Annotated in this window: 13 protein-coding genes; 9 read left to right on the top strand and 4 right to left on the bottom strand. The window is 46.2% G+C overall.

The genetic code is table 11. The features are described from left to right. Positions 1-35: 35 nt before the first annotated feature. Positions 36-671, bottom strand: a complete 636-nt coding sequence (locus NI467_RS01720) for a TetR/AcrR family transcriptional regulator (RefSeq protein WP_253150604.1) — start codon at positions 669-671, stop codon at positions 36-38. Positions 672-818: 147 nt separating this feature from the next. Between NI467_RS01720 and NI467_RS01715 the strand changes: the two genes are divergently transcribed. The 8 genes from NI467_RS01715 to NI467_RS01680 all read left to right on the top strand — a co-directional run bounded on the left by NI467_RS01715 (position 819) and on the right by NI467_RS01680 (position 10,297). After that, complete coding sequence (locus tag NI467_RS01715; RefSeq protein WP_151205240.1) at positions 819-1,991, top strand: isovaleryl-CoA dehydrogenase; 1,173 nt, start codon at positions 819-821, stop codon at positions 1,989-1,991. A 35-nt stretch (positions 1,992-2,026) separates the two neighbouring features. Further along, positions 2,027-3,628: a carboxyl transferase domain-containing protein gene (locus NI467_RS01710; RefSeq protein ID WP_253150602.1), complete on the top strand. Its 1,602-nt coding sequence runs from the start codon at positions 2,027-2,029 to the stop codon at positions 3,626-3,628. A 12-nt stretch (positions 3,629-3,640) separates the two neighbouring features. Beyond that, the gene (locus NI467_RS01705) at positions 3,641-4,435 is read left to right on the top strand and encodes an enoyl-CoA hydratase/isomerase family protein (protein WP_253150600.1); all 795 of its coding nucleotides are present in this window, start codon (positions 3,641-3,643) and stop codon (positions 4,433-4,435) included. A 19-nt stretch (positions 4,436-4,454) separates the two neighbouring features. Next, positions 4,455-6,449 carry an acetyl/propionyl/methylcrotonyl-CoA carboxylase subunit alpha gene (locus NI467_RS01700; RefSeq protein WP_253150598.1) on the top strand — a complete coding sequence of 665 codons (1,995 nt, stop codon included), beginning with the start codon at positions 4,455-4,457 and terminating at the stop codon, positions 6,447-6,449. After that, complete coding sequence (locus NI467_RS01695; protein ID WP_151206117.1) at positions 6,446-7,348, top strand: hydroxymethylglutaryl-CoA lyase; 903 nt, start codon at positions 6,446-6,448, stop codon at positions 7,346-7,348. Before NI467_RS01700 ends, NI467_RS01695 begins: the two co-directional genes overlap by 4 nt. A gap of 93 nt (positions 7,349-7,441) precedes the next feature. Then, positions 7,442-8,146 carry a CoA transferase subunit A gene (locus tag NI467_RS01690; protein ID WP_151205245.1) on the top strand — a complete coding sequence of 235 codons (705 nt, stop codon included), beginning with the start codon at positions 7,442-7,444 and terminating at the stop codon, positions 8,144-8,146. 2 nt (positions 8,147-8,148) lie between these two features. Beyond that, positions 8,149-8,787 (top strand): CoA transferase subunit B, encoded by a 639-nt coding sequence (locus NI467_RS01685; protein ID WP_151206116.1) that lies wholly within the window; start codon positions 8,149-8,151, stop codon positions 8,785-8,787. Between the two features lie 97 nt (positions 8,788-8,884). Beyond that, positions 8,885-10,297 carry a short-chain fatty acid transporter gene (locus NI467_RS01680; protein WP_151206115.1) on the top strand — a complete coding sequence of 471 codons (1,413 nt, stop codon included), beginning with the start codon at positions 8,885-8,887 and terminating at the stop codon, positions 10,295-10,297. A 789-nt stretch (positions 10,298-11,086) separates the two neighbouring features. On the opposite strand, the gene NI467_RS01675 is transcribed toward NI467_RS01680, so the two are convergent. The 3 genes from NI467_RS01675 to NI467_RS01665 form a co-directional block, all read right to left on the bottom strand. After that, a complete protein-coding gene (locus NI467_RS01675; RefSeq protein ID WP_253150596.1) occupies positions 11,087-12,580 on the bottom strand; it encodes an OmpA family protein in 1,494 nt (497 codons plus the stop codon). 218 nt (positions 12,581-12,798) lie between these two features. Next, positions 12,799-14,037, bottom strand: coding sequence for a dihydroorotase (locus NI467_RS01670; RefSeq protein ID WP_151206113.1), 1,239 nt, complete (start codon positions 14,035-14,037; stop codon positions 12,799-12,801). 10 nt (positions 14,038-14,047) lie between these two features. After that, positions 14,048-15,064, bottom strand: coding sequence for an aspartate carbamoyltransferase catalytic subunit (locus NI467_RS01665; protein ID WP_151206112.1), 1,017 nt, complete (start codon positions 15,062-15,064; stop codon positions 14,048-14,050). A 787-nt stretch (positions 15,065-15,851) separates the two neighbouring features. On the opposite strand from NI467_RS01665, the gene rlmKL reads away from it, so the two are divergent. Continuing rightward, on the top strand, positions 15,852-18,056 hold the full coding sequence (gene rlmKL / locus NI467_RS01660; RefSeq protein WP_253150594.1) for a bifunctional 23S rRNA (guanine(2069)-N(7))-methyltransferase RlmK/23S rRNA (guanine(2445)-N(2))-methyltransferase RlmL: 2,205 nt from the start codon (positions 15,852-15,854) through the stop codon (positions 18,054-18,056). Positions 18,057-18,266: the final 210 nt, after the last annotated feature.

Here is an 18,266-nt window from a genome sequence, read left to right as displayed (position 1 = left end):
CGACGACCTTGTCTGTGTGCCTGTTTTTTGTGTATTTATGCTACTGAACTTCCCTCCTGTCGACGTACTGCGTTTACACAAAAATCGGCAATCTGTTTGACAAAGTGATCCTTATACTTCTGATCAAACATCATATTGCGAGATGGATTTAAAGGCTCGATTACGACAAAAGTCATGGCACCTACCACGCCTAGCGCCGCCGTGTTCAAGTCTTCAAACTCAAACTTTCCGTTTACCTTTCCTTCGGCCAGAATCTCCTTAATACTCTGCTTGATCAGCTGTTTACTACGAAAACGCTCATGCTCCATCTCCGGATCAACCGGTTCGAACATAAGTGAATACGCCAGTTGAGGGCTATTCATGGCGCGTTTCACAAAAGTTGTAACAGATTTTTGCAATTTCAGTTCTGGCGATAAATCTGATTGAACGATGTGGTTTAAAATTCCCACCTCATGCTGAATCGCTGCCGACAAAACCTCAATCAAAATCTGGCTTTTGCTATCAAAGTACCGATATACCAGCCCTGTAGAAACGCCTGCACGCTCTGCAATGGCCTGAATCGACGCCTCTTTAAAGCCCCCCTGAGCAATCAGTTCACGAGCAGACTGTAAAATCGACAAGCGATTTTGTTCCATTCGCTCCTGCATCAGTGATGATCTTTTATAACTCATAATATTATTCTCAACAAGATAAAATGAATTGTAAATCATTTTGTGAATATAGGTTCACTTTTTTGTTTTTTCGTTGTATGTTAAAAAGCAAGCACAACAAAAATGCTTTTTTGGACACAACAAATATAACCTCAGGATGGATGAAGAATGAATTTACAAAGCTTGGATTTCGGTTTAGATGAAACTCTGATAGCGCTTCGTGATTCAGTGGCTGCCTTTTGCGCCAAGGAAATTGCCCCTATTGCCCAACAGGTTGACCGCGATAACGAATTCCCGGCTCAGCTCTGGAAAAAATTTGGTGATATGGGCCTGCTGGGTCTGACAGTTGGTGAAGAATATGGCGGCACCAATTTAGGTTATCTGGCACATATTATTGTCATGCAGGAAATTTCCCGGGCTTCAGCATCCATTGGTTTGTCCTATGGCGCACATTCTAACCTATGTGTGAACCAAATTAAGCGTAATGGTAATGAAGAACAAAAGCAGCGTTATCTGCCAAAACTGATTTCTGGCGAATATGTCGGTGCCTTGGCGATGTCTGAACCGAATGCCGGCTCGGATGTGGTCAGTATGAAACTCAAGGCCGAAGACAAAGGCGATCACTATCTGTTGAACGGTTCCAAAATGTGGATCACCAATGGCGGTGATGCTGATGTATTAGTGGTTTATGCCAAAACCGATTTACAGGCGGGTGCCAAAGGCATGACTGCTTTTCTGGTTGAAAAAAATATGCCAGGTTTCAGCCACGGCAGCCATTTGGATAAACTGGGTATGCGCGGTTCCAACACTTACCCGCTGTTCTTTGACAATGTCGAAGTCCCTAAAGAAAACGTCCTCGGTGGTGTCGGCAATGGCACCAAAGTGCTGATGAGTGGTCTGGACTATGAACGTGCGGTTCTCAGTGCAGGTCCGCTGGGCATTATGGATGCCTGCATGGATACCGTGATTCCATATATTCATGACCGTAAACAGTTTGGTCAGGCGCTGGGTGAATTCCAGTTGATGCAAGGCAAAATGGCTGATATGTACTCGACCTGGCTGGCATGTAAGGCACTGGTTTATGCCGTCGGCGCTGAATGTGACAAGGCCGAGCATAGTCGCAGCCTGCGTAAAGATGCTGCCAGCGCAATTTTATATGCGGCCGAAAAAGCCACATGGATGGCCGGTGAAACCATTCAGACTTTAGGTGGAAACGGTTATATCAACGAGTTTGCAGCAGGCCGTCTATGGCGCGATGCCAAACTGTATGAAATTGGTGCCGGCACTTCAGAAATCCGCCGCATGCTCATTGGCCGTGAGCTTTTTAACGAAACAGCCTAAACCTTAATACTGAGAATAAAACAAGGATGTTCGTCATGAATCAGTTACAGAGCAAAATCAATATTCGTAGTGAAGAGTTTAAAGCCAACCAGACTGCCATGCTGCAACTGGTGGATGACCTGAAGCAGAAAGTTGAAAAAATTGCCTTGGGTGGTGGAGAAACTGCCCGCCAGAAACACCTCGACCGTGGCAAACTGTTACCACGTGAACGGATTAACCAGCTGATTGACCCAGGTAGCGCTTTTCTGGAAATCGGTCAGCTGGCTGCCTATCAAGTCTATCAGGATGACGTGCCTGCGGCAGGTGTGGTCGCTGGTGTGGGTCAGGTCAATGGTGTGACCTGCATGATCGTGGCCAATGATGCTACGGTAAAAGGCGGGACTTATTATCCGCTGACAGTGAAAAAGCATTTACGCGCACAGGAAATTGCCGAACAGAACCATTTGCCATGTATTTATCTGGTCGATTCTGGTGGTGCATATTTGCCTTTACAGGATGAAGTATTTCCAGACCGCGATCACTTCGGCCGTATTTTCTACAATCAGGCGCGTATGTCCAGTCAGGGAATTGCCCAGATTGCAGTGGTGATGGGTAGCTGTACTGCCGGTGGTGCTTATGTGCCTGCCATGTCGGATGAAACTATTATTGTGCGCAACCAGGGTACGATTTTCCTGGGTGGCCCGCCGCTGGTCAAAGCTGCAACTGGTGAAGTGGTGTCGAGTGAAGACCTCGGTGGCGGTGATGTACATACCCGTTTGTCTGGTGTTGCTGATCATCTGGCAGAAAGTGATGAGCATGCCCTTGCCATTGCACGCAACATTGTGGCAAATCTGAACAAAAAGCCCAACAAGACCGCAGAGGAAGTTGAGGCACCACGCTTTGACAGTTCAGAACTGTACGGCATTATTCCTTGTGATGCCCGCAAGCCTTTTGATGTGCGTGAAGTGATTGCACGTATTGTTGACGGCTCACGCTTTGACGAATTCAAGGCGCGTTTCGGCACGACTCTGGTGACCGGTTTTGCCAAGCTTTATGGGATGCCAGTCGGGATTATTGCCAATAACGGCATTCTGTTTTCCGAGTCTGCACAAAAAGGCGCACATTTTATTGAATTGTGTACCCAGCGCAATATTCCGCTGATTTTCATTCAGAACATTACCGGTTTTATGGTGGGTCGCCAGTATGAAAATGAAGGCATTGCCAAGAACGGTGCCAAACTGGTGATGGCGGTGGCCAATGCCAATGTGCCAAAACTGACCTTGGTGATTGGCGGTTCTTTTGGTGCCGGCAACTATGGCATGTGTGGCCGTGCTTATTCGCCGCGCTTTATGTGGACCTGGCCTAATTCTCGAATCTCGGTCATGGGCGGTGAGCAGGCTTCAAGTGTACTTTCGACCCTCAAACGTGATCAGATTGAGCAAAAAGGCGGTAGCTGGTCAGCTGAAGAAGAAGATCAGTTTAAACAGCCTATTCGTGATCAATACGAACGTCAGGGTCATCCTTATTATGCTTCAGCCCGTTTATGGGATGACGGTGTGATTGATCCGGCACAATCGCGTGAAGTGCTGGCCTTAAGTCTGGCTGCAGCGATGAATGCGCCAATTCAGCCAACCAAGTTCGGCGTGTTCCGTATGTAAGAGGTGACGACAATGGATTATCAGTTTTTACAGCTCGAACAGCAGAATCAGGTGGCAACGGTTTGGATCAACCGTGCTGAACTGCACAATGCCTTTAATACTCAGGTCATTGAAGAATTATATGCCTGCTTTCAGTCTTTAAATGCACGTGATGATGTGCGCGTGGTGATTCTGGCCGGACGAGGCAAAAGCTTCTCGGCTGGCGCCGACCTGAACTGGATGAAACAGGCCGGTCAGGCCTCACAAGCCGACAATGAAGCCGATGCCTTAAAACTGGCGAAAATGCTGCAAAGTCTGGCGACCTTAAAACAGCCGACCATTGCCCGGGTACATGGGATTGCCTTTGGTGGCGGTATGGGTCTAGCCTCGGCCTGTGATATTTGTGTGGCTAGCACCGATGCCAAATTTGCCACCTCAGAAGTACGTTTAGGTCTGGCCCCATCCACCATTAGCCCGTATGTTATTCGGGCGATTGGTGCCCGTCAGGCGTCACGTTATTTCCTGACTGCCGAGCGTATTTCAGCGGAACAGGCCAAAAACATTGGACTGGCACATGAAGTGACTGCCCCAGAGCAGCTCGATAGCAAAATTGATGAAATTGCGGAAGCCTTATTGCTCGGTGGGCCAGCGGCACAACATGCCTCTAAACAGCTGATTCAACTGGTCGACCAGCAAGTTTTGAGCGAAGATTTACTGCTTAAAACAGCACAGCATATTGCCCATGTTCGCCAGGGAGATGAGGCGAAAAATGGCCTGAATGCATTTTTGAACAAACAAAGCCCGGCCTGGATCAAGACCACGGCATAACAACAAGAAGGATCCTACAATGTTTGAAAAGATTTTAATTGCCAACCGTGGCGAAATTGCCTGCCGTATCATTCGTACAGCAAAAAAATTAGGGATTGCCACCGTTGCCGTCTACTCCGATGCCGATGCGCAGGCACAGCATGTGAAACTGGCAGATGAAGCGATCCATATTGGTGAATCACCGGCAGCACAAAGTTATTTGCAGATTGAGCGTATTATCGAGGCTGCAAAAATCACGGGTGCCCAAGCCATTCACCCGGGCTATGGTTTCCTGTCTGAAAATGACCAGTTTGCCCTGGCCTGTCAGGATCACAATATTGTTTTTATTGGTCCGCCAGTCGAGGCTATTTTGGCGATGGGCCTCAAAGCCACCTCTAAAGCATTGATGGAAAAAGCCGGTGTGCCTTTGACACCCGGTTATCATGGTACCAATCAAGATGCCGATTTTCTGAAGCAGCAGGCAGACAGTATTGGCTATCCGGTGCTGATTAAAGCCAGTGCCGGCGGTGGCGGTAAAGGCATGCGTCTGGTCGAGCGCAGTGAAGACTTTTTAGGTTCGCTGGCTTCCTGTAAAAGTGAAGCACGTTCCAGCTTTGGCAATGACGATGTGCTGATTGAGCGTTATGTGGTACAGCCACGTCATATTGAAGTGCAGGTATTTGGTGATACCCACGGCAATTATGTACATCTGTTCGAGCGTGATTGCTCGGTACAGCGCCGTCACCAGAAAGTGCTGGAAGAAGCGCCTGCACCGAAAATGCCGGAAGACAAACTTGAGGCGATGCGTCAGGCGGCGATTGATGCTGCGCGTGCAGTCAACTATGTCGGTGCCGGTACAGTCGAGTTTATCGTGGAGCAAGACGGTACAGCTTACTTCATGGAAATGAACACCCGTCTACAGGTCGAGCATCCGGTCACAGAAATGATTACTGGTCAGGATCTGGTAGAATGGCAATTACGTGTGGCTTTCGGTGAGCCTTTACCAAAGCAGCAAGATGAATTGCAGATTCATGGTCATGCCCTTGAAGCGCGTGTCTATGCCGAAGAACCGGAAAAAGGCTTTATCCCGGCAATCGGCCAGATCAGCTATTTACATTATCCGGAGCAAAGTGACTGTGTACGTGTCGATAGCGGTATTGTCGAAGGCGATGAAATCAGCACCTATTATGATCCGATGATTGCCAAACTGATTGTCTGGGGCAAAAACCGTGAAGCAGCCCTCACCCAGATGCATCATGCACTGGGCCAATTCCATGTCGATGGTCTTGGTAATAATATCGCCTTTTTAGATCGCCTGGTGCTGTGTGACTCATTCAAAAATGCACATTTAGATACTAGTCTGATTCAGCGTGAAGAAGCATTCCTGCTCCCCCCTTCTGCAGAGATTGATGCCGAACTCGTGATCAGTGCTGCACTGATTGAACTCCTGTCACGTCAGGCGCAAAATCCGCTTCCAAACAATCCGGTCTGGCAGCACAGCTCATTCTGGCGCCTCAATCAGCAAAATACTCATTGCATCAAATTACAATGCAATGATCAATTGTGTGAGGTTCGCTTTACTACACAGGATGAAGGCTTTTTGGCCACTTATGCGGATCAATGTGTAGAGCTTAGAGGAAAACTGCTGGATAGGCATTTACTTCAGCTGAATCTTGGTGTGAGACAGCAAAAACTGGCTTTTAGCCGGACTGAACATGGCATTACCCTATTCCAGAATGGGCAAAGCCATAAGTTCAGTTATTTAAACACTGATTTTAATGGTCAAGATGAGCAAGGCACCGAAAACAACCTGACTGCGCCAATGCCGGGCGTCATTACCCAAGTTCTGGTTTCTGCCAATGATAAGGTAAAAAAAGACGATGTGCTGATGACGCTGGAAGCCATGAAAATCGAATATTCGATTCGTGCACCCCATGATGGCATTGTCGCAAGTTCATATTTCCAAAAAGGAGATCAGGTCAAGGCGGGTGATGAACTGGTAGAGTTCCAGCCACTGGCGGAGGAAGTCGCATGACAGATTTTGTCAAAATCGTAGAGGTCGGGCCACGCGATGGCCTGCAAAATGAAAAAACACCTTTGACATTGGATGACCGGAAAAACCTGATTCTGGATCTGATGAAAACCGGTTTACAGGCCATTGAAGTGGGTTCCTGTGTTTCAGCGAAATGGGTACCACAAATGGCAGACAGTGATGTGCTGTTTGCCAGCCTGCCTAAAGATCCGAATATTCAGTTCAGTTTGTTAACCCCAAATCTGAAAGGTTTTGAATCTGCCTTGGCTGTGGGTTGTAAAGAGGTTGCGGTATTTACCGCAGCTTCTGAAAGCTTTACCCGCAAGAACATCAACTGCTCGATTGATGAAAGCTTTGAAAAATTCAGCGACGTAATGAGTGCTGCCAAAGCCAATGATATTAAGGTACGTGGCTATGTGTCCTGCATGGTGGACTGCCCTTATGAAGGTGCGATTGATCCGAAGCAGGTGGTCAAAGTCACTCAGCGCTTACTCGATATGGGCTGCTATGAAGTGTCTTTGGGTGAAACCATTGGGACGGCCACGCCTGATCGGGTGAAAAAAGTCTGGGAGACTTGTCTGGCTGAACTTGATGCTAAAGTTTTGGCAGGACATTTTCATAATACTTATGGCATGGCGATTGCCAATATTTACCAGTCATTATTGCAAGGTATTCGGGTATTTGATTCCTCCATTGCTGGCCTCGGAGGATGTCCGTATGCCAAAGGGGCCTCAGGGAATGTCTCGACCGAAGATCTGTATTACCTACTCTCGAATATGGGCTTTGAAACCGGAATTCAACTGGATGCCCTGATGCAGGCCAGCCGTAATATTAGTGCAGTCTTGCAGCGCAATAATCCCTCCAATTATGCCAATGCCTATTGGCAAAAAACCTGTGCTTAAAGCAGCCTAATTTGGACCTAAAAAGTCCTCAAAGATATAAGTCCGCAGATCTTCTCAAACGAACTGCAAGAAAAAAATAAATCGAGGTAATAAATGGCAAATAAAGTATATGACAGTGCAGAAGCTGCTTTAGACGGCGTGGTTCAGGATGGACAGACCCTGGCCGTAGGTGGTTTTGGTTTGTGCGGTATTCCGGAAGCACTGATCGCGGCCTTAAAAGAAACTGGGGCAAAAAACCTGACCTGTATTTCCAATAATGCTGGCGTGGATGGCTTTGGTCTGGGACTTCTACTGGAAACCAAACAGATTAAAAAAATGATCTCCTCTTATGTCGGTGAAAATAAGGAATTTGAACGTCAATACTTAAGCGGCGAACTGGAAGTGGAATTAACTCCGCAAGGCACCTTGGCCGAAAAATTACGCGCAGGTGGTGCAGGCATTCCAGCCTTTTATACCGCGACGGGTGTCGGCACAGTGATCGCTGAAGGTAAGGATGTCCGTGAGTTTCATGGCAAGTCTTATATTCTGGAAGAATCTCTAACTGCCGATGTTGCGCTAGTCAAAGCCTATAAAGCCGATAAAGCGGGTAATTTAATTTTCCGTAAAACCGCCCAGAACTTTAATCCGGTCTGTGCCATGGCTGGCAAAGTGACTATTGCTGAAGTGGAAGAAATTGTCGAAATTGGCGTACTGGATCCGGACGAAATTCATCTACCGGGAATTTATGTGAACCGGATAGTCCTGAACGCTCAACCGGAAAAACGTATTGAACAGATGACTTTAAAGGCGGAGGCTTGATCATGGCTTGGACACGTAATCAAATGGCGCAGCGCGCCGCTCAAGAGCTTGAAGATGGTTTCTATGTCAATCTCGGGATTGGCCTGCCCACGTTAGTTGCCAACTATATTCCGGAAAATATCAATGTCTGGCTGCAGTCGGAAAATGGCCTGCTGGGGATTGGTGAATTTCCAACGGCAGAGACTGTCGATGCCGACCTGATCAATGCCGGTAAACAAACCGTGACTGCACGTAAAGGGGCTTCATTTTTCTCCAGCGCTGACTCCTTTGCCATGATCCGTGGCGGTCATGTCAATATCGCCATTCTGGGAGCCATGGAAGTTTCAGCCCAAGGCGATCTAGCGAACTGGATGATTCCCGGTAAAAAAGTGAAAGGTATGGGTGGCGCCATGGATCTGGTCGCGGGTGTACAAAAAGTCGTGGTCCTGATGGAACACTGTGCCAAAGATGGCACACCAAAGATCGTCTCAGAATGCAGCCTGCCACTGACTGGCCAAGCAGTCGTCCACAGGATCATTACCGATCTGGGGGTACTGGATGTTACTCCTGATGGAATTCGTCTGGTTGAACTGGCACCGGAGGTAAGTTTTGAGGAAATCCAGCAAGTTACTGGCGTACCGCTACTGCGTAACGTTGCCTGATCTATCCAGCCCTTAAGAATACATTTTCTTAAGGGCTTTTTTTATATTCAACTGCTGCATTTCAAAATAATAATCGCAGAATAAATGGATTTTAATCATGTCGACACAACAAAATATCTTGCAGCGCTTCGCCTTGCGCGTCAGCGACTGGTCAGAAAAATGGTTTCCTGATTCTTATATTTTTGCCCTGCTTGGCGTGATCATTGTAGCGATTGCCGCAATCGGAATTGGTGCACCGGCACAGGATGTGGCGATTTCCTTTGGCGACGGCTTCTGGAGCCTGATTCCCTTTACCTTGCAAATGTGCATGCTGATCGTGGTCGGTTATGTAGTTTCAGTGTCCAAGCCGGTACAAATACTAATTCAGAAAATGGCACGCCTGCCGCATTCCGGACGTGGCGCGATTGTCTTGGTCGCCACCGTCAGCCTGCTCATCTCCCTGATTAACTGGGCCATGAGCACCGTACTGACTGCACTACTTGTCATTGCACTGGCACAGCGCAAAGAACTTAATATGGATTACCGCGCTGCAGCCGCAGCCGCGATTATCGGGATGGGAGCCACCTGGGCACTGGGCATCAGTTCCTCAGCAGCCCAGTTACAGGCCAATAAATCCAGTCTGCCTGAGCCAATTTATAACCTGACTGGGGTCATTCCGTTTACCGAGACTATTTTCTTGCCGCAATCCATGATCATGACGGCGGTACTGATTGTGGCTTCAATTGCGATTGCTTACTGGTCAGCACCTAAAGGGTCTGACATTAAAACTATAGAGCACTTCCCGATTCAGATTGAAGAAGAAAAACCGCAAGTATCTGCTGAAAAAAGACCGGGGGACTGGCTGGAAAATTCACCGATTTTGAGTATTCTGATTGTGATTCTGGGTGCAGTCTGGATGTTTAACGAATTTTCCAAAAGCAATCCGATTCTGGCCATTTCCAGCTTAAATACCTATAACTTTATTTTCCTGATTTTGGGCGTGGCCTTGCACGGTACGCCACGAAATTTTTTAAATGCAGTTTCCAAGGCTGTTCCGGCTATTTCAGGGGTACTGATCCAGTTTCCACTGTATGGCAGTATTGCCTTTATGATGACCAATGCGCTGAACCCGGCCGATCTGTCGCTGTCACATTATATTGCTGAATTTTTCGTTTCAATTGCCTCGCAGGAAACCTTTGCCATCGTGATGGGACTCTATTCAGCGATTCTGGGCTTCTTTATTCCATCTGGCGGCGGCAAATGGATTATTGAAGCACCATATGTGATGCAGGCCGCACATGACCTGAAAGTGCATCTGGGCTGGTCAGTACAGATTTATAATGCGGCAGAAGCCCTGCCCAATCTGATTAACCCTTTCTTTATGCTGCCGATGCTGGGCATCTTAAAGTTAAAAGCCAAAGACGTGATTGGATTTACGGTTACCCAGCTAATTTTCCACCTACCTTTGGTACTGTTCCTGCTCTGGTTCTTGGGCCGAACTTTAACTTATAGTCCGCCGGTATTTTCTTAATTCACACCTTGGATTCTCAGAACTGCAATAGAGATTCAAGTGTTGGAAGGAAGTAAGATGAGCGAACATTCTGCTTCCGACCAACCAAAGTCAAAATTGCATCATGACCTATACTCCTCTTGCTCAAGAAGAAAGACACCACATATATACCGTGTTAGGTGAAGGTTTTTTTAAACAGCATATCGCTCTTCAAGATTGCAACGATTGCTAGGGAAATTACAGGCAATCGAGCAAGAAATGATTGTTCTGCCAAGCAGGCCCATAAATTAGCGCAAAGATGTTATGTTTCAAATCCTAAAAAATCCATGCTGAAATGTGGGCATATATTATCTCTGGTCTTGAGCTTCGTCCAACAAGATGAAAATAAGGGTAAAGCCTGCATAACAGACGTATTGAAATTAAACAGCGAAGTCGCTTTGATGATCTAAAAATAGATACAGTGCTTGGTAAGGACCATCAACCATTATTGATCTCGAGTGTTGATCGCAAGACCGGTTATGTATGGCTAAAAATGTAGCTCACCTAAGACAGAGGACATCTGCCAGACCAGCATCAGTCTGCTTAAGCCGACTTTAATCAGGCAATAGATTAAAAAGACAGTGATTAAATACCTAGATAGATGAATATCTCTCAGAAATCACTCAAGGTTTGAATCATCACCCAAGAAAAAGACTCGGCTTTAAAAGTCCGAGTCAGGTAGTATGGCAATAACATAGGATGGCATTTCAAATGCAACTCTAATGGCTAAAAAAGGACGAAAATTCGTCCTTTTTCGTTTAGGCCGCGCTCTTAGTTGGCTGTCTTCTCAACCACACCTTCAGCATCTACTCCACGTACAACCCCTGTTTCGGTATTCACAACCTCAAAGGTCACGCGACGGTTCTGAAATTGCCCGGCACGCGTTGCATTCGTTTCAACAGGTTGTGCCTGTCCCATCCCCATTGCGCGCAGTTGAGCAGGATCTACTCCCTTCTGAACCAGATAAGTCACAATCGCTTGAGCGCGTCGTAAAGAAAGCGTTTCATTTGCTGCGGTACTTCCTTCAGCATCGGTATGGCCCTTCACGATCAGCTGCACATGAGGCGCTCGTTGCAATAATGCAGCAGCTTGATCCAGCACCAGTTTATTGACCTCTGGAACTTCAGTCGATGCGGTATCAAAATTGATGATCTGTAAATTCAGTGCAGTCGCCACATCCAGTGCTTTAACATTATCGGTCTTGATACTGGCCAAGGCTTGTTCTGCTTCGTTGTTGGCAGTATTAATCACATCGCTTCTATTGAGTGGCTGTTGGGTAACCACAGTGACATTTTTGGCCAGACTACGAATTTGTGCTGCCAGCCGCTCGGCTTCTGCATTAGTTGCTGCACGAACCGAAACCTGCTTGCCAATCCAGTCGAGTGATACATTTGGCATTCCCTGGATTGTTCTCAACACAGTCGGAATGGTATCCTGATCAATAAATTCCGAATGATAGACGTCACTGCTAAGTGCACCACAACCAATATTATAATTAAAGATCTGCTTGATCTCGTCTTGCAGAATTTGCATGTATTGCGGATTGTTGAGTTGCAACTGACAGCTGACCAGCTCACCATTGCTGCCTGTACTCAGCTGTAATGCCGCAGGCTGGGCAACAGCAGCCTCACTGGCAGGAATCTGGCCATCCAGACCTACTTCAGGATCATCTTCACGCATGCAGCCGCGAAAGAAAAATAAAATAATAGCGGCAATAATCACGAAAATAATAAAAGGCCATAGCAAGGCGGCTTTTTTCTTTTCCTCCCGAACCTCTGCCACATGTTCCGCCTCCAGTATAGGTGCCTGATTCAGGCTCTGTGCGGCTAGCGTAGAAACCCCTAAGGAAGCCAGAAATGGCTTGGCCCATGCCGGTAAAGCCCTTTCAATTGAATCTGCATACATTTCCAGTAAATAACTGACCGCTTCAGCTCTGGGTGCTCCGGCTTCAGTCTGTAAAAAGCTAATAGTTGGAACAATTGATTTATTCAAGGTTTTTTCTATTTCAGCTTGCGGAGCATCCACAGCCAGCTGGTCAAAAAACTGTTGTTTTAGGGCCGGGTTGGTATTGAATAATTCATCGACTTTTGGATTTAACTGCTGGCTTAAGCTATCAATCCAGGCGGGGCGGGCTCGTAAAATACTTAAAAGTATCGGATAGAACTGAACCAATGCCTGATCTTTTGCATATAAATGTTCGGTTTCACCCTGCAAAACAATCGCACTGACTTCACTTTTGAGCTTTTCAATGAGATCTATATTCATCCTGTCGATCCTTTTATATTTTTATGTCTTTTTTAATGTGTAATATTCTCAACCAGTGTATCCAGCGATCCCCTTATAAATGTAAATAATTGTATTAATATCATAAAGCTTCACGATTTATCGTGAGCTATTTTTATCAGTAATTTTTATCCAGTCATTTAAAAAGCCAGCCGAAGCTGACTTTTTAAATCTCCATCCAAGCTCTAACTCGGCAATATTTATACAGCAATAAAACTCTGCACCACTTTTCCTTTTACCTGTTGCTGGATCAGGGGCGTATTTTTACCTTGAGATACGATGGTGTCTTTGCTGAGCGTCCATTCCTGTTCAGGATCTACCAACACCCAGCCGGCTTCCTTTTTCCAGCGCTCAAGCATATGGGCAACTTTGGCGGGTGCAATAGTGACTTTTTCAACCCATTCTAGCGGTGTAAACAGGCCTTCATTCACCAATTGAATCCCAAACGGAATATAGGTATCAAAGGCAGTAAAACCTGGCTGTGTTTCTGCAAATGGCGCCATCTTTGCAGAGCTGCTCAGCGGTTCATGATGGGTACAAATCGCATCAATCACTCCTGATTTTACGCCCTGACGCAATAGTTCCTTATCCTGCTCAGAACGAAGCGGTGGACGCACATGAGCAATCGAGTTAAAGCCATCAATCAGCTGATCTGTCAGATGTAACTGATGCATCGCCACATCACAGGTCACCGGCAAGCCTTTTTCTTTGGCAGCACGAATCAATTCTACCGATGCACCGCAAGACAGTAAACCAAAGTGAGCATGTACCTTTGTAGCTTCAATCATCAGCAGATACTTGGCAATGGCGACTGTTTCTGCCAGCACCGGAATCATAGGCAAGCCCTGGCGTGAAGCAATAAAGCCTTCATGCACACAGCCATCTTTGGCAATTTGCGGCTCTTCTGCATAGAACACCACTGTCAGGTCTAAACCTGCGGCATATTCCAGAGTGCGCAGAACAACATCATCATTGGCAAAGGCTGCATTTGCATTGGAAACGGCTGTACAGCCACCCTTTTTCAAACCTGCCATATTGGCTGGCTGATTACCTTGCAGCCCTTGGGTTTGTGCCCCAATCACCTGCAGATAGATGCCGCCATCCAGCATGGCCTTTTCAACCAGACCATGAATCAGTGCGCCATTGTCTTGTACGATGGGTTTTGAATCTGGTGGGGTGAATACGTGTAAAATCCCGTTTGCACGAGCGGCCTTGCCTTCAGATTTCAGCGTTCCATGTTGCTGCTGGCCTGGCTCACGTAAACGTGCACATAAGTCCACCATGGTTGGCATCAGCCATTTACCTTGTCCATCCAGGGTTTCTGAAACATTTTCGCTTGCTGCAATGCGTTTGCCATTTTGCAGATAAACGGTTTCTACGGTATCAGTGTTTTGAATCGGATCAAGAACACGAACATTTTCAATTTTTACTATAGTCATGACTTATTCCTTATACCGCAAGCGCTTCAATCAAACCCTGCTCCTGCAACTGGCCTTGCATCGCCAGCGCTAATACCGCCATACGCACGGCAATCCCGTTGGTGACCTGATTTAAAATCACGGATTGCGGACCGTCTGCAATACTGGAATCAATTTCCACACCACGGTTCATCGGCCCTGGATGCATGACGATACAGTCCGGCTTGGCCAGGGCTAAACGCTCTTTGTTCAGACCGTACATTTTGTAGAATTCAGCCTGAGAAGACAGAGCCGGTGAATCAATCCGCTCATTCTGAATGCGCAAGGTAATAATCACGTCACAGTCTTTGATGCCCGCTTCCATCTTATTGAATAGACGAACACCTTCACCATAATCATCGAAACCATAAGGCAGCAAGGTATTCGGTGCAATTACGCGAATATCTTTACAACCCAGCGTTTGTAATGCAGCCACATCTGAACGGGCTACCCGTGAGTGTTTAATATCGCCAATAATCGCAATCGACATATCTTCAAATTTTTTGTTGGTCTCGCGGCGAATAGTCAGCATATCCAGCATAGCCTGCGTCGGATGGGCATGACGACCATCTCCAGCATTAATAATCGCGACATTTGGACACACATCTTTGGCAATAAAATGTGCTGCACCTGAAGAAGAATGACGCACCACGAAAATATCCGTTGCCATCGCTTCAAGGTTCCACAAAGTATCACGCAAGGTTTCACCCTTAGATGTACTGGAACGCGCAATGTCGATATTGAGCACGTTAGCCGACAGACGCTTGGCTGCCGCCTCAAAGGTCGTACGCGTACGCGTAGAATTCTCAAAGAAAAGGTTCATCACCGTCTTGCCTTCAAGCAAATTGTTGGTGATTAGCTGATTTTGGTCATTAAAAAAGGACAACGCAGTGTCCAATATTTTTGTAAGAGTTTCTTTGGAAAGACCTTCGATGGTCAGGAAATGTTTGAGATTTCCTGCTTTATTGAGTTGAATCTGGCTCGGTGTATGCAATGCCGCCAAGTGCATGAGAGATTCCTTATACGTTAAGTCAACGTATTATACAGAAACTGGCGAATCTTTATAGTTAGATGCCGGTTTAGTTGTACAAAAACCATCTTGATAATAAGAGTAGAAATTGAAATTCCTCTATATTTTTTCAATAAGATCATCTCGATCAGATTTTTATATGAATGTCTTTGTATACAAAAATAAATGTTTTAGCCTCGGGCATCCGCCCTCATTTCTTTTCAGTACCATGCCCTCATATCATAAGAAAAAAAGCTGAACACGAGAGCTATTATCCTGATTTAATTTTTCAGTTTTCAGTTTTCAGTTCTTCTGGGCCGATTGTTTCAATCATTAACTCGATACTGGCGATCCATCCAGAATAGCTTGTAAACTCTAAAGTAGATGCAGTCATTCCGACTCTGCTGTCTATGCTGTGCAAGCCAATTAATCCTGTAGCTAGCGGCGATTTCAGGCCAGATCCATGATTCCCCTCACCCGACACCCATCTTAAACAGCTATAAACCAGAAATTGAAAAGATTTTATTTTTACATTATTCAATAGCTGTTATCTCTTCTTCCGATTGATTAAAACAAGCTCAATAACAACTGCCCGCACCTGCTTTACTTGACCGCTTGATCAGGTTAAAACAGGCTAACATGTATCGCCATGCATCAGTTAAGCCATGAAGAGCGGCTTTTTTCTAACAACAGTCACCCGGCTTTTTCAGAATTTAAAAAGCTTTAAGACAGAAAATACGTTAAACTTGCTAGAGTTTTTTATTGTTTATTTTGGTCTCTCTATTTTATGAATACCTCTTCACGTTTAAGCACCTATTGGGTTACCTGTGCCGATGGACTCGAAACCCTCTTAGAAGAAGAATTACAAGGCTTAGGTGTTCAGAATATTGAACGTTTTCCAGGACGTCTTACTTTTAAAGGCAATCTGGAAAATGCGTATCGTATTTGCATGTGGTCACGTCTGGCTTCACGTGTCCTGATGCCAATCCACACCCATGAAATTGAATTTTCACATGATGCCCGTGATGTTGCTGAAGAGCTGTATGAGGGCGCCATCAGTTTTGACTGGTCACTGATTTTTGCCCCACAAAGTACCTTTGCTATCCGTCTGCATGTAGAGCGTGACATCAAGGTCAATACCCAGTTCGCTACTTTGCGTGCCAAAGATGGTGTGGTCGATTCCTTTATGGAAGCGGTCGGCAAGCGCCCAAGTATTGATACCAAAGCCCCGGAAATCACCATGTATATTCTGGCGGGCAAGAAAGAACATACTTATTGCCTGGATCTGTCTGGCGACTCTTTACATAAACGCGGTTACCGCCGTTTCATGACGGATGCCCCGATCAAGGAAAACCTGGCGGCTGCGATTCTGCAAAAAGGTGGCTTAAAAGCGCTCAACCCAGACCTTATCGTCGATCCGATGTGTGGTTCAGGTACTTTTATTATTGAATCCTTGATGATTCTCACCGACCGTGCGCCTGGTCTGGTCCGCCGTTTCGGCTTCAATGGCTGGAGTGGTCATGACCATGAACTGTGGATGGCCATTAAGGCCGAAGCTGCCGAGCGCCATCAAACTGCACTAGAAAATCCGCTACCAAAATTTTATGCCTTTGATGCGGACTGGGAAGCCATTAAAGCCACTCGCCAGAATATTATTGCTGCGGGCTTTGAAGGCTTACTGGATCGGATTCTCATTGAAGAGCGCACCCTGTCAGACTGGCCAGATTTCCAGGCAGAAGGCAAGAAAGTCTTCTTCGTAACCAATCCTCCTTATGGTGAGCGTCTGGGTGATAAGGCCTCGAACCGTGCCTTGTATCTGGGTTTATCCAACCTGTTACAGAAAAACTTCCCGAATCAGAAAGCCGCAGTCATTGCAGCACAAGTCGAACAGGCCGACGTACTGGCCTTTAATGAGCCGCAAATCCTGCGTTTGATGAATGGTAAATTACCCATTTATATCCGTTTCGGTACAGTCAAACCAGCCACAGTAGCGCGTCCATTTTTAGAAGGCTGGCAGCCACAACAGTTTGAGCCGATCGAAGGTGCTATGGAGTTTGCCAACCGTCTGACCAAAAACATGCAAACCCTGAAAAAATGGGCGGTTAAAGAAAATGTCCACTGTTTGCGCCTATACGATGCCGACCTGCCAGATTTTAATGTGGCGGTAGACCTGTATGGCGAGCGCTTACACGTTCAGGAATATGCACCACCGAAAAAAATTGATCCTGAAAAAGCGAAAAAACGTTTCAATCTGGCTTTACAGGCGATTCGTGCTGTCACCGGTCTGAACCGTGATGCAATCTTTATCAAGACCCGTGCCCGTCAGGAAGGTAAAAACCAGTACACCAAGCAAAGTACGGCATCGAAACGCTTTATCGTACAGGAAGGTCAGGCCAAAATTCTGGTTAACCTGACGGATTATCTGGATACTGGCCTGTTCCTGGATCACCGCCAAATACGTTTACGTATTGCCAAAGAAGCCAAAGGCAAGCATTTCCTGAACCTGTACAGCTATACCTCTACGGCGAGCTTACATGCGGCTTTGGGCGGTGCAGCCAGTACCACCAGTGTGGATTTATCTAATACTTACCTGAACTGGTCAAAGGAAAATTTCGTACTGAATGGCCTCACCGTAGATCATGCTGACCAGCAGCATCAGTTCTTTGCTTCTGACTGTTTTGAATGGTTAAAAGAAGGTCATGAGCAATATGAACTGATCTTTATCGATCCGCCAACTTTCTCCAACTCAAAGAAATTCTACGGTACTTTCGATGTGCAGCGTGACCATACTTCATTGATCAAGCGTGCCATGAACCGTTTGACCACTGATGGAACCCTGTATTTCTCCAATAACTATCGCGGCTTTGAAATGGATGAGATGATTGAAGGTCTGTTTGATGTGGAAGAAATTACCCATGAAACTATTGGTCCTGATTTCAAGCGTAACCAGAAAATTCACCGTGCCTGGAAAATTACTCATCCACAAATGTAATTTCAGAGTGAATGAACTGTTTTTTGCATAAGAGGCATGCTGAAGTTAAAAACGACATTAGTGTGCCCGCCGGGGTATGAATGTTACGGTTTCACATCATGACAGGCATATTGTACTGATTGTTCTAAATCAGCTTCTTGCACTTCCTGCGGTATAATTTATCAAGCACTCGATATTTTCGTACAACATAAAAAACCCCAGCCTAGGCTG

The organism is Acinetobacter sp. S4397-1, assembly GCF_024129285.1.
Taxonomy (GTDB): Bacteria; Pseudomonadota; Gammaproteobacteria; order Pseudomonadales; family Moraxellaceae; genus Acinetobacter; species Acinetobacter lwoffii_C.
This window is presented reverse-complemented; position numbering and strand designations above follow the sequence as displayed.